Genomic DNA, 13,194 nt, shown 5'->3' with positions numbered 1-13,194 from the left:
CGCCCCCGCCCGAGAGCGGGGGCAGCCACGGAGGAGTTCCGATGACGGCCGAGCGCCCCGCGTCGCCGACGGTGCCCGCGTGTACGCCTGCCGGGGTCGGCGGGTCCCCGGCCCGCCGTGCTCCCCGTGCTCCCCGCGCTTCCCGTGCCTCCCGTACCGGGGCGTCCGCCCCGCGCTCGTCCCCGCGCGGGGCGGAGGGGCGGGTCCGGCCGGTGGCGTCCGTGGCCGGGGCGGTGGTGTTCGCGGTGGTGGCCGCCCTCCGTACGGCGCTCCGCCCGGTCGTGCCCGCCGCGGCGAGTGCCGCCCCGGCCCTCCCGCGGCGCCCTCCGCGCGGGCTCGCGGCGGGGTGGGCGGACCGTGTCCGCGCCGCTCTCGCGTCCGCCGTGCCCACCGGCCCCGTGCCGGCGGCCGCGGGCGGCCCCCCGGTGCCCGTTCCCGCCCCCGTCCCCGCCGCGGGGCGTCTCCCGCGCGAGGCGCAGCGCTCCCGCCCGGGCGCGCCCCGTGCGGCGTCCGGACGGGGCTCCGGCGCCGCGCCGCACCCGGCACGCCCCCCGCGTCCCCCGCGCCCCCCACGCCTCGTGCGGCGTCCGGCGGCGGGCCTCCGGCGGCTGTACCTGCGGGCGAAGCGGACCTGGGACCGGCCGCTGACCGCGTACTACCTGATCCTCGGCGGCAGTCTGCTGATCACCGGCCTCGGTCTGGTGATGGTCTTCTCCGCCTCCCAGATCGAGGCGCTGCGCTCCGGGCTGTCCTCCACGTACTTCTTCCGCAAGCAACTGCTGGCCGCCGCGCTGGGCGGTGTGCTGCTGCTGGCCGCCGCCCGGATGCCCACCGCGTTCCAGCGCGGGCTGGCGTACCCGCTGCTGGCCGTCACGGTGTTCCTGATGTGCCTGGTCCAGATCCCCGGGATAGGGCAGGAGGTCAACGGCAACCGCAACTGGATCGGTCTCGGCGGCCCGTTCCAGCTCCAGCCCAGCGAGTTCGGAAAGCTCGCCCTGGTGCTGTGGGGGGCCGACCTGCTGGCCCGCAAGGGTGAACGGCGGCTGCTCGTCCAGTGGAAGCACCTGCTGGTGCCGCTCGTTCCGGTGGCACTGCTGCTGCTCGGCCTGATCATGCTGGGCCGGGACATGGGCACCGCGATCATCCTCGCCGCGATCCTCCTGGGGCTGCTGTGGCTGGCCGGGGCGCCCCTGCGGCTGTTCGGGGGGATGCTCGCCGTCGGCGGGGTCCTGGGGGCCCTCCTCATCGGGACCAGCGGCAACCGGCTGGCCCGCTTCGCCTGCCTGGGCGCCACCGAGCCCGGCCCCAACTACGAGTGCTGGCAGGCCGTGCACGGCATCTACGCCCTGGCCTCCGGCGGCTGGTTCGGTTCCGGACTGGGCGCCAGCGTGGAGAAATGGGGGCAACTGCCCGAACCGCACACCGACTTCATCTTCGCCGTGACCGGGGAGGAACTCGGTCTGACGGGGACGCTGTCGGTGCTCGCCCTTTTCGCGGCTCTAGGCTATGCGGGTATCCGCGTGGCCGGACGTACGGAGGATCCCTTCGTCAGGTATGCCGCGGGAGGTGTGATCACCTGGATCACGGCCCAGGCCGTGGTCAACATCGGTGCGGTGCTCGGCCTGCTGCCGATCGCCGGTGTCCCGCTCCCGCTGTTCTCCTACGGAGGGTCCGCCCTGCTGCCGACGATGTTCGCGGTCGGACTGCTGATCTCGTTCGCGAGAAGGGAGCCCGCCGCACGGAGGGCACTGGCCATGCGGCAGCCCGCTGTGAGAAGGAAGCTGGCTGGGGTGAGACGGAAGACAATGCGACGGAGCGCCGTTCGGCGCCCGTCCGGAGAGCGGTGAAGATTCGGTGCATGTCGTACTCGCCGGTGGGGGGACCGCCGGCCACATCGAGCCCGCGCTCGCCCTCGCGGACGCCCTGCGCAGGCAGGACCCGGCCGTGGGGATCACGGCACTCGGAACGGAACGCGGACTTGAGACCCGGCTCGTCCCGGAACGCGGCTACGACCTGGAGTTGATCCCGGCCGTGCCGCTGCCGCGCAAACCCACCCCCGAACTGATCACCGTACCGGGGCGGCTGCGGGGGACCATCAAGGCGGCAGAGCAGGTCCTGGAGCGCACCGGGGCCGACTGCGTGGCCGGCTTCGGCGGCTATGTGGCGCTGCCCGGCTACCTCGCCGCCAAACGGCTCGGGGTGCCGATCGTCGTCCACGAGGCCAATGCCCGGCCCGGGCTGGCCAACAAGATCGGCTCCCGCTACACCCGCTTCGTCGCCGTATCCACCCCGGACAGCAAGCTGCGGCACGCCCGCTACGTCGGCATCCCGCTGCGCCGCTCCATCGCCACCCTGGACCGGGCGGCGGCGCGCACCGAGGCCCGGGCCGCCTTCGGCCTCGACGCCAACCTGCCCACGCTGCTGGTCACCGGCGGTTCCCAGGGCGCGCGGCGGCTGAACGAGGTCGTCCAGGTCATCGCTCCGGCCCTGCAGCGCTCCGGGGTGCAGATCCTGCACGCGGTCGGCCCGAAGAACGAGCTGCCGCGGGTGGACAACATGCCCGGGATGCCGCCCTACCTCCCGGTGCCGTACCTGGACCGGATGGACCTGGCGTACGCCGCGGCGGACATGATGCTCTGCCGCGCGGGCGCGATGACGGTGGCCGAACTGTCCGCCGTCGGGCTCCCGGCCGCCTACGTCCCGCTGCCGATCGGCAACGGGGAGCAGCGGCTGAACGCCCAGCCGGTGGTCAAGGCGGGCGGCGGGCTGATCGTCGACGACGCGGAACTGACGCCGGAGTGGATCCAGGCCAACGTCCTGCCGGTGCTCACCGATCCGCACCGGCTCTACGAAATGTCCCGCTGCGCGGCCGAGTTCGGCCGGCGGGACGCCGACGAGCTGCTGGTCAAGATGGTGTACGAGGCGGTCGCGGCACGTCGCCAGGGCTGATGCCCCGGCGCGGGGAAGCGGTCGCGGAGGCACAGGAGCGGGGAGAGCAGGAAGCGTGTCCGAACTGTCCGCGACGGAACCGCCGGCCGCCGGCCGCGGTCGGCGGGGCCCCGGCCGTGGCGGGACGGGCCCCGGCCCGCGCCCGGCGGCGCCGGGGCCCCGCCGGCGCCGCCGGGCGCTCCTCGTGCTGTCCCTGGCCCCGGCTCTGCTGCTCGGCGGCCTCGCCCTGTGGCTGCTCTACGGCTCCGCGTGGCTGCGGGTGGAGGAGGTCACGGTCGGCGGGGAGCGGGTCCTGACCCGGCGGCAGGTGCTCGACGCGGCCGACGTGCCGCTGGGCGAGCCGCTGGTCTCGGTCGATCCCGGCGCGGTGGAGCGGCGGCTGCTGGAGAGGCTGCCCCGGATCCGGTCCGTGGAGGTGTCGCGGTCCTGGCCGCACGGCGTGGAGCTGACGGTCACCGAGCGCAGAGCGGTGCTCGTCATGGTGCGGAACGCCGAGAACACCGGGAACGCCGGGAACGCCGAAAAAACCGAAGGTGACGGGAAGTACGTGGAGGTGGACGAGGAGGGCGTACCGTTCGGCACGGCCGCCGAACGGCCCGCCGGCGTCCCCCTGCTCGTACTGGACCTCGGCGACTCCCCGAGCCGGCACCGGTTCGGTCCCGGGCGGATGCGCCGGGAGGCGGCGGAGGCCGTCACGGCCCTTCCCGGCGGGGTGCGCCGGGACACCCGCACCGTGCGGGTCCGCTCGTTCGACTCCATCACCCTGGAGCTGACGGATGGACGCACGGTGCTGTGGGGGAGCGCCGAGCACGGCGCCAGGAAGGCCGAATCGCTCACTTTGCTGATGAAAGCGGCCGAGGGGGCCGACAGGTTCGACGTGCGGGTCCCCGGCGCTCCGGCGGTGTCGGGGAGTTGACGGGGGTACAGGCGGGCCAGCACCCTGGTTGGCTACCCCGATACCTGATCACATAGGGTGAGAAGAAAAACGGGAGGTTCGGCGTGTTCGTTGAACGCGCACGGCTTGTCGACCTAGTGTCCATTCCGGAGAATCCGAGGAACGACAGACACTGGTAACCCTGAACTTCAACGTTAGGGTTCGGGTCGGCGTCCGGACCGTCCCACTCGGCATAGGCCGTCGCACCGCAGCCCTTGTGGAGCGGCGACACATAACTCGAGGCGAGAGGCCTTCGACGTGGCAGCACCGCAGAACTACCTCGCAGTCATCAAGGTCGTCGGCATCGGCGGCGGTGGCGTCAACGCCATCAACCGGATGATCGAGGTCGGTCTCAAGGGCGTCGAGTTCATCGCGATCAACACCGACGCACAGGCCCTGCTGATGAGCGACGCCGACGTCAAGCTCGACGTCGGCCGTGAGCTCACCCGCGGCCTCGGAGCCGGCGCCAACCCCGATGTCGGCCGTAAGGCCGCCGAGGACCACCGGGAGGAGATCGAGGAGGTCCTCAAGGGGGCCGACATGGTCTTCGTCACGGCGGGCGAGGGCGGTGGCACCGGTACCGGAGGCGCGCCCGTCGTCGCGGGCATCGCGCGTTCCCTCGGCGCCCTCACCATCGGCGTCGTCACCCGCCCGTTCACCTTCGAGGGCCGCCGCCGGGCCAACCAGGCCGAGGACGGCATCGCGGCCCTGCGCGACGAGGTCGACACCCTCATCGTCATCCCCAACGACCGGCTGCTGTCCATCTCGGACCGCCAGGTCAGTGTGCTCGACGCGTTCAAGTCCGCGGACCAGGTGCTGCTGTCCGGTGTGCAGGGCATCACCGACCTCATCACCACGCCCGGTCTGATCAACCTGGACTTCGCGGACGTCAAGTCCGTGATGTCGGAGGCGGGCTCGGCGCTCATGGGCATCGGCTCGGCGCGCGGCGACGACCGTGCGGTGGCCGCCGCCGAGATGGCGATCTCCTCGCCGCTGCTGGAGGCGTCCATCGACGGCGCCCGCGGTGTGCTGCTGTCCATCTCCGGCGGCTCCGACCTCGGCCTGTTCGAGATCAACGAGGCCGCCCAGCTGGTGAGCGAGGCGGCACACCCCGAGGCGAACATCATCTTCGGCGCGGTCATCGACGACGCGCTCGGGGACGAGGTCCGGGTCACCGTCATCGCGGCGGGCTTCGACGGCGGGCAGCCGCCGTCGAAGAACCGCGACAAGGTGCTCGGTTCCTACAGCGGCGGCAAGGAGGAGCCCGCCGCGGGACCGCGCCCGGTGCCCGCCGAGCCCGACCGCCCGTCCTTCGGCGGACTCGGCTCGGTCACCCCGCGGGAGGAGGAGGAGAAGCCTCCGGTGGCCCCGCTGGCCGACTCCCCGTCCCCCTACGGCACACCGTCCTCCGACAGCGGCCCGTCCGTGACTCCCCAGGTGCCTCCGGCCCGTCCGTACCAGGACGGGCAGGCCGAGGAGCTCGACGTGCCGGACTTCCTCAAGTAGGCGCCACGGGCGTGATACGACAGCACGACCTCATAAGCGGCGCGCACTTCGCCTTCACCGACCGGTGGGGCGGGGTGAGCGCCGCTCCGTACGGCGAACTCAATCTCGGCGGCGCGGTCGGGGACGACCCGGGCGCGGTGCGGACCAACCGGGAGCTGGCGGCGAAGGCGCTCGGCCTCGACCCGGCCGCGGTGGTCTGGATGAACCAGGTGCACGGCCGCGAGGTGGCCGTCGTCACCGGGCCGTGGAGCACCGGCGCCGCGCCGGAGGCGGACGCGGTGGTGACCACCCGCCGGTCCCTCGCTCTCGCGGTGCTCACCGCCGACTGCGTACCCGTCCTCCTGGCCGACCCGGTCGCTTCGGTCGCGGGCGCCGCGCACGCCGGACGGCCCGGCCTGGTCGCCGGGGTGGTGCCGGCGGTGGTGGCGGCGATGACCGACCTGGGCGCCGACCCGGCGCGCACCGTCGTACGCATCGGCCCCTCGGTGTGCGGGCGTTGCTACGAGGTGCCGGAGCGGATGCGGGAGGAGGTCGCGGCGGTGGTGCCCGAGGCGTACGCCACCACCTCCCGGGGCACCCCGGCGGTCGATGTCGCCGCGGGCGTGCGTGCCCAGCTCGTCCGGCTCGGTGTCCCCGAACCGCCGCGGTCCCGGGTGTGCACGCTGGAGTCGGACGACCACTACTCCTACCGCCGGGAGAGGACCACCGGCCGGCTGGCGAGCTATGTCTGGCTGGCCGGCGCGGACGGCACCGGTGCGGCGGACGGGGAGCGTGGGGTGTGAGCGACCGCAGGGCCGAACTGGCCGGCCGTCTCGCCCGGGTGGAGGAGCGCATCACCCGCGCTTGTGTCACCGCGGGGCGCGAACCGAAGGACGTGACCCTGATCGTGGTCACGAAGACCTACCCCGCCGAGGACGTCCGGCTGCTGGCCGGACTCGGGGTGCGGCAGGTGGCGGAGAACCGCGACCAGGAGGCGGCCCACAAGGCGGCGTCCTGTGCCGATCTCGCCCTCACCTGGCACTTCGTGGGGCAGTTGCAGACCAACAAGGTCCGCTCGGTCGCCCGTTACGCCGACTTCGTGCACTCGGTCGACCGGCTCAGACTGGTCGGCGCGCTGTCCTCGGCGGCCGAACGGGCCGGGCGGCGGATCGGCTGCCTCGTCCAGGTGGCGCTCGACCGGGAGTCGGGTGCGGCGGGGGAACGCGGCGGTGCCGCGCCCGGCGAGGTGGGGGAGTTGGCCGACGCGCTGGCCGCCGCGCCGGGGCTGTGGCCGGCCGGTGTGATGACGGTCGCACCCCTGTCCGGGCCGTACGCCGGGCGGCCGGAGGCGGCCTTCGAGCGGCTGGCGGAAATCTCAACCCGGCTACGGGCCCGCCATCCTGCTGCCACCATGGTCTCCGCGGGAATGAGCGCGGACCTGGAGGAAGCGGTGGCGGCAGGTGCGACACATGTGCGTATCGGCAGCGCGGTACTCGGAGTCCGACCCGGGCTCCGGTAACGTCGCCGAAGGAGTCGGAGCACAACAGAAAATATGGTCATTCCGCCTGAAGGGGATGGCCGTGTGGATCCAGGGCCACCGGGACCACCGGGACCACCGGGGGCGGGGCCCTGGGGCCTCCTGCCGGAGGTGCCGGGGGCAGGGAAGGGGCCTCCCCCGCCCGCGGGCAGGGGAACCACCACAGAGCGGAGGACGCAGAGAATGGCCGGCGCGATGCGCAAGATGGCGGTCTACCTCGGCCTCGTGGAGGACGATGGGTACGACGGCCCGGGGTTCGACCCCGACGACGAGTTCGAGCCCGAGCCGGAGCCCGAGCGGGACCGGCGACGGCATCAGCCGCACCAGCCCGTGGACGCCCCCGCGGCCAAGGCCGAGGAGGAGCCGGAGCCCGAGGAGCCGGTGCGCGTCGTCCGTCCTCCGGCCCGCCGGGAGCGTGAGCAGATTCCCGCGGCCGTCCCCGACAGCGGGCGGTCCGGGAGGATCGCCCCCGTGTCGTCCATCACACCCGAACGCCAGAGCCTGGAGAAGAACGCGCCGGTGATCATGCCCAAGGTCGTGTCCGAGCGGGAGCCCTACCGGATCACCACACTGCACCCCCGGACGTACAACGAAGCCCGTACTATCGGGGAACACTTCCGCGAGGGCACTCCCGTGATCATGAACCTGACCGAGATGGACGACACGGACGCGAAGCGTCTCGTCGACTTCGCCGCCGGTCTGGTCTTCGGCCTCCATGGGAGTATCGAGCGGGTGACACAGAAAGTATTCCTGCTGTCGCCTGCTAACGTCGATGTCACGGCGGAGGACAAGGCCCGCATCGCAGAGGGCGGGTTCTTCAACCAGAGCTGAGATCGGACCACACCGCAGTACGCCGGCCCACGGGCCGGACACGGAGCAAGGGGAGAGGGAAGCGCACGATGGGAGTCGCACAGCAGGTGATCCTCATTGCGCTGCAATGCTTCCTGGTCGTACTGATCTTCCGCCTGGTGATGGACTACGTCTTCATGTTCGCCCGCTCATGGCAGCCCGGCAAGGCGATGGTGGTCGTCCTGGAGGCCACCTACACTGTCACTGATCCGCCACTCAAGCTGCTGCGGCGGTTCATACCGCCGTTGCGCTTCGGGGGTGTGGCGCTTGATTTGTCCTTCTTCGTACTGATGATCATCGTCTACATCCTGATCAGTGTCGTGGCCGGGCTGTGAGCGATACGGTCCTGCCGATATGCCGATGACTTACGTTGAGGTGGAGAGATGCCGCTGACCCCCGAGGACGTGCGGAACAAGCAGTTCACGACCGTCCGACTCCGCGAGGGCTACGACGAGGACGAGGTCGACGCCTTCCTCGACGAGGTCGAGGCCGAACTGACCCGGCTGCTCCGGGAGAACGAGGACCTGCGCGCCAAGCTCGCCGCGGCGACCCGGGCCGCCGCGCAGAGCCAGCAGCAACAGGGCATGCGGAAGCCGCCGGAGCACCAGGAGAGGCCCGGCGCGCCCGTGCCCGCCGCCATATCAGGACCGCAGCCGGTCCCGCCGGGGCAGATGGGCGGTCCGCCCCAGCTGCCCGGCGGTGCACCGCAGCTGCCGGCAGGTCCCGGCGGGCCCGGGCCGCAGGGCCCGCACGGTCCCGGTCCGATGGGGCACGGCGGTCCGATGGGTCACGGCGGCCCCATGGGCGGTCCGGGCGGCCACGGCGGTCCCGGTGGTCCGGGCGGTCCCGGTGGCCCGGGTGGTGACAGCGCGGCCCGTGTGCTGTCGCTGGCGCAGCAGACCGCCGACCAGGCGATCGCGGAGGCCCGTTCCGAGGCCAACAAGATCGTCGGTGAGGCGCGCAGCCGCGCCGAGGGCCTGGAGCGGGACGCCCGTTCCAAGGCCGACGCCCTGGAGCGGGACGCGCAGGAGAAGCACCGCGTCGCGATGGGCTCCCTGGAGTCCGCCCGCGCCACGCTGGAGCGCAAGGTCGAGGATCTGCGCGGCTTCGAGCGCGAGTACCGCACACGGCTGAAGTCCTACCTGGAGAGCCAGTTGCGCCAGCTGGAGAGCCAGGCCGACGACTCGCTGGCCCCGCCGCGCACCCCGGCGGCGGCCTCGCTGCCGCCGTCCCCCTCGATGGCCCCGGCCGGCGGCGGGATGGGCGGACACCAGCAGATGGGCGGTCACAACCAGGGCGGCCAGTCGATGGGCGGTCCGGGCGGTCACGGCGGTGGCCACGGTGGCCACAACCAGGGCGGCGGTCAGACGTACGGCGGGCAGCAGCAGATGTCCCCGGCCATGACCCAGCCGATGGCGCCGGTCAGGCCGCAGGGCCCTCAGCCGATGCAGCAGGCACCGTCACCGATGCGGGGCTTCCTCATCGACGAGGACGACAACTGACCGGCTGAACCGGCGGCGGGGACCGAGGTGCCCGCCGCGGGTGACGGACGGATCGGCATATCACGACGGGCCGGGCCCGGGACCGTGTGGTCCCGGGCCCGGCCCGTCGGCGTGGTGGTACTACGGGCCTGCCCGGCAGGTCCGGCCACCGGGGATGCCGGGCGGTGCCCGTACGGCGGCGGCCACCGTCCGGCCGGCTCCGGGGAGTTCGGGGGCAGCCCCGGCACCTCCGGAGGGCACTCCGCCCGGCCGGTGCTCCGCTCCCCGGTACCGCGCCGACCCGGCCGGCTCCCGGCTGTTCCGGGCCACCCGGCGGCGGCCCGGAACAGCCGGGAGCCGCGCGCGGCCCCGGCGGCCCCTACGCCCGGCGGAGCCGGAAGACCAGGGACAGCGCCTCGTCCTCGAAGGGCTCGCCGAAGGAGCCGTCCCCCTCGCCCTCCGCGTAGTCCACCGCCAGGACCTCGTCGGAGACCAGGGCCTGGTGGTCGTTCAGCGCCCGGGTGACCTCCGGGTCGTCCGAGCGCCAGCGCAGGACGATCCGGTCGGCCACGTCCAGCCCGCTGTTCTTGCGTGCCTCCTGGACCAGCCGGATCACGTCCCGGGCCAGGCCGGCCCGGCGCAGTTCCGGGGTGATCTCCAGGTCGAGGGCGACCGTGGCGCCCGTGTCGGAGGCCACCGACCAGCCCTCACGCGGGGTCTCGGTGATGATGACCTCCTCCGGCGACAGCGCGATCGTCTCGCCGTCGATCTCCACCGCCGCCGTGCCCGCGCGCAGCGCCGCCGAGAGCGCGGTGGCGTCCGCGGCGGCGATGGCCCTGGCGACCTCCTGGGTGCGCTTGCCGAACCGGCGGCCCAGGGCGCGGAAGTTGGCCTTCGCCGTGGTGTCCACCAGGGAGCCGCCGACCTCCGCCAGGGAGGCGAGCGAGGTGACGTTCAGCTCCTCGGCGATCTGGGACCGCAGTTCGTCGCTGAGCAGTTCGAAGCCCTGCGCCGCGAGCAGTGCCCGCGACAGCGGCTGCCGGGTCTTGACCCCCGACTCGGCGCGTGTGGCCCGGCCCAGCTCCACCAGCCGCCGCACCAGCAGCATGTCGCGGGACAGGTCCGGGTCGACGGCCGACAGGTCGGCCTCGGGCCAGGTGGCCAGGTGGACCGAGTCCGGCGCGCCGGGCGTGACGGGCACGACCAGGTCCTGCCAGACCCGTTCGGTGATGAACGGCACCAGCGGCGCCATCAGCCGGGTGACGGTCTCCAGCACGTCGTGCAGCGTGCGCAGCGCCGCCGCGTCGCCCTGCCAGAAGCGGCGCCGGGAACGGCGCACGTACCAGTTGGACAGGTCGTCCACGAAGGTGGACAGCAGCTTGCCGGCGCGCTGGGTGTCGTACGCCTCCATGGCCTGGGTGCACAGGTCGGTCAGGGCGTGCAGTTCGCTCAGCAGCCAGCGGTCCAGCAGCGGCCGCTCGGCGGGAGCCGGGTCGGCCTGGGAGGGCGCCCAGGCGGAGGTGCGGGCGTACAGCGCCTGGAAGGCGACGGTGTTCCAGTAGGTCAGCAGGGTCTTGCGGACGACCTCCTGGATCGTGCCGTGCCCGACGCGCCGCGCGCTCCACGGCGAGCCGCCCGCCGCCATGAACCAGCGCACCGCGTCCGCGCCGTGCCGCTCCATCAGCGGGATCGGCTCCAGGATGTTGCCCAGGTGCTTGGACATCTTCCGGCCGTCCTCGGCGAGGATGTGGCCCAGGCAGACCACGTTCTCGTAGGAGGAGCGGTCGAAGACGAGCGTGCCGACCGCCATCAGCGTGTAGAACCAGCCGCGGGTCTGGTCGATGGCCTCGGAGATGAACTGCGCCGGGTAGCGCTTCTCGAACAGCTCCTTGTTGCGGTACGGGTAGCCCCACTGGGCGAAGGGCATCGAGCCCGAGTCGTACCAGGCGTCGATGACCTCCGGGACGCGGACGGCCCGACGGGAGCAGCCCTCGGCGGGGCAGGTGAAGGTGACGGCGTCGATGTACGGCCGGTGCGGGTCCAGGCCGGACTGGTCGGTGCCGGTGAGCTCGGACAGCTCCGTCAGCGAGCCCACGCAGGTGAGGTGGTCCTCCGCACACCGCCAGATCGGCAGCGGCGTGCCCCAGTAGCGGTTGCGGGACAGCGCCCAGTCGATGTTGTTGTTCAGCCAGTCGCCGTAGCGGCCGTGCTTGACCGACTCCGGGAACCAGTTGGTCCGCTCGTTCTCCCGCAGCAGTTCGTCCTTGACGGCGGTGGTGCGGATGTACCAGGACGGCTGCGCGTAGTAGAGCAGCGCGGTGTGGCAGCGCCAGCAGTGCGGGTAGCTGTGCTCGTACGGCACATGGCGGAAGAGCAGACCGCGCGCGTCGAGGTCGGCGACCAGCGCCTCGTCGGCCTTCTTGAAGAACTGCCCGCCGACCAGGCCCACTCCCTCCTCGAAGGTGCCGTCGGGCCGGACGGGGTTGACCACCGGCAGCCCGTAGGCACGGCAGGTGAGCAGGTCGTCCTCGCCGAAGGCCGGGGACTGGTGGACCAGGCCGGTGCCGTCCTCGGTGGTGACGTACCCGGCGTTGAGGACGAAGTGCGCCCCTTCGATCTCCACCAGGTCGAACGGGCGCCGGTAGGCCCAGCGCTCCATCTCCCGGCCGGTGAAGCTCTGCCCCGTCGCGCTCCAGCCCTCACCCAGCGCCTTGGCCAGCAGCGGTTCGGCCACCACCAGTTTCTCGGTGCCGTCGGTGGCCACCACGTAGGTGACCTCGGGATGGGCGGCGACCGCGGTGTTGGACACCAGCGTCCAGGGGGTGGTCGTCCACACCAGCAGCGCTGCCTCGCCGGCCAGCGGGCCGGAGGTGAGCGGGAAGCGGACGAAGACCGAGGGGTCGACGACGGTCTCGTAGCCCTGCGCCAGTTCGTGGTCGGACAGGCCGGTGCCGCAGCGCGGGCACCAGGGCGCCACCCGGTGGTCCTGGACGAGCAGGCCCTTGCCGAAGATCTGCTTCAGCGACCACCACACGGACTCGACGTACTGCGGGTCCATCGTCCGGTAGGCCTCGTCCAGGTCGACCCAGTAGCCCATCCGGGTGGTCAGCTCGGCGAAGGCGTCGGTGTGCCGGGTCACCGACTCGCGGCACCTGGCGTTGAACTCCGCGATGCCGTAGTCCTCGATGTCCTGCTTGCCGGAGAAGCCCAGCTCCTTCTCCACCGCCAGCTCCACCGGCAGCCCGTGGCAGTCCCAGCCGGCCTTGCGGGCCACGTGGTACCCGCGCATGGTGCGGAAGCGCGGGAAGACGTCCTTGAAGACGCGGGCCTCGATGTGGTGGGCGCCGGGCATGCCGTTGGCGGTGGGCGGCCCCTCGTAGAACACCCACTCGGGGCGGCCCTCGGACTGCTCCAGGCTGCGGGCGAAGGTCTTGTTCTCGCGCCAGAAGTCCAGCACGGCGCGCTCCAGGGCGGGGAGGTCCACCTGGGCGGGCACCGGACGGTACTGGGGCGGGGACTGCTGGCTCATGAGCGGGCTTCCTCCAACGGACGTCGTGACTTCCGCCGGAGGGACGAGACCGTCCGCCTGTCGGCGCCGGTACCCGCGGTACCACCCTCCTTGACGGCGGACGCGCCGTGCACGCCTCCTGCCGCCCACTCATTGGTGCCGCGCTGCCGGTTCTACTCGCCGCCCGTCCGGGAGGCTTTCTTCCGGCGGCTCCGGGGTGATCTTCACGCCGCGCTCGCCCCCGGGCTCACACCGTCCCCGGGTCGCTCATGGCCGCTCACGGAACGCTACTCGTCCCCATCCACGCCTTTCGCTCCGCCCAGTGTAAGGGTGCTCCCGGGGGCGGGCGGACCGGTTTTCGGGCGGCGGGGCGGGGCACAACGCTTCGCAGGGATACGGGCCTGCCGGAAGTTCCTCGGAGGAGGCCCGGGCGGACCGGCGCGTCCCGTTG

General features: G+C 72.7%; 10 protein-coding genes. 9 read left to right on the top strand and 1 reads right to left on the bottom strand.

Translation table 11 applies throughout. The features are described from left to right. The first annotated feature begins 425 nt into the window (after positions 1-425). The 9 genes from ftsW (at position 426) to CUT44_RS07415 (ending at position 9,256) form a co-directional block, all read left to right on the top strand. The gene (gene ftsW, locus CUT44_RS07455; protein ID WP_199185648.1) at positions 426-1,847 is read left to right on the top strand and encodes a putative lipid II flippase FtsW; all 1,422 of its coding nucleotides are present in this window, start codon (positions 426-428) and stop codon (positions 1,845-1,847) included. Between the two features lie 7 nt (positions 1,848-1,854). After that, entirely contained in the window at positions 1,855-2,949 is a 1,095-nt protein-coding gene (gene murG, locus CUT44_RS07450; RefSeq protein ID WP_100201362.1) for an undecaprenyldiphospho-muramoylpentapeptide beta-N-acetylglucosaminyltransferase, read from the top strand. A 64-nt stretch (positions 2,950-3,013) separates the two neighbouring features. Further along, the gene (locus CUT44_RS07445) at positions 3,014-3,865 is read left to right on the top strand and encodes a cell division protein FtsQ/DivIB (RefSeq protein ID WP_100201441.1); all 852 of its coding nucleotides are present in this window, start codon (positions 3,014-3,016) and stop codon (positions 3,863-3,865) included. A 276-nt stretch (positions 3,866-4,141) separates the two neighbouring features. Next, positions 4,142-5,389, top strand: a complete 1,248-nt coding sequence (ftsZ, locus tag CUT44_RS07440; protein WP_100201361.1) for a cell division protein FtsZ — start codon at positions 4,142-4,144, stop codon at positions 5,387-5,389. 11 nt (positions 5,390-5,400) lie between these two features. Beyond that, positions 5,401-6,171, top strand: coding sequence for a peptidoglycan editing factor PgeF (gene pgeF / locus CUT44_RS07435; protein ID WP_233221280.1), 771 nt, complete (start codon positions 5,401-5,403; stop codon positions 6,169-6,171). Continuing rightward, entirely contained in the window at positions 6,168-6,887 is a 720-nt protein-coding gene (locus tag CUT44_RS07430) for a YggS family pyridoxal phosphate-dependent enzyme (RefSeq protein WP_100201360.1), read from the top strand. Before pgeF ends, CUT44_RS07430 begins: the two co-directional genes overlap by 4 nt. Positions 6,888-7,088: 201 nt before the next feature. After that, positions 7,089-7,736: a cell division protein SepF gene (locus tag CUT44_RS07425; protein ID WP_100201359.1), complete on the top strand. Its 648-nt coding sequence runs from the start codon at positions 7,089-7,091 to the stop codon at positions 7,734-7,736. A 68-nt stretch (positions 7,737-7,804) separates the two neighbouring features. Further along, on the top strand, positions 7,805-8,089 hold the full coding sequence (locus CUT44_RS07420; protein WP_100201358.1) for a YggT family protein: 285 nt from the start codon (positions 7,805-7,807) through the stop codon (positions 8,087-8,089). Positions 8,090-8,137: 48 nt separating this feature from the next. After that, positions 8,138-9,256, top strand: a complete 1,119-nt coding sequence (locus CUT44_RS07415) for a DivIVA domain-containing protein (RefSeq protein WP_100201357.1) — start codon at positions 8,138-8,140, stop codon at positions 9,254-9,256. Positions 9,257-9,614: 358 nt separating this feature from the next. Here CUT44_RS07415 and ileS read toward each other — a convergent pair whose 3' ends face one another. After that, positions 9,615-12,764, bottom strand: coding sequence for an isoleucine--tRNA ligase (gene ileS, locus CUT44_RS07410; RefSeq protein WP_100201356.1), 3,150 nt, complete (start codon positions 12,762-12,764; stop codon positions 9,615-9,617). Positions 12,765-13,194: the final 430 nt, after the last annotated feature.

It is taken from the genome of Streptomyces carminius (assembly GCF_002794255.1).
GTDB lineage: Bacteria > Actinomycetota > Actinomycetes > Streptomycetales > Streptomycetaceae > Streptomyces > Streptomyces carminius.
This window is presented reverse-complemented; position numbering and strand designations above follow the sequence as displayed.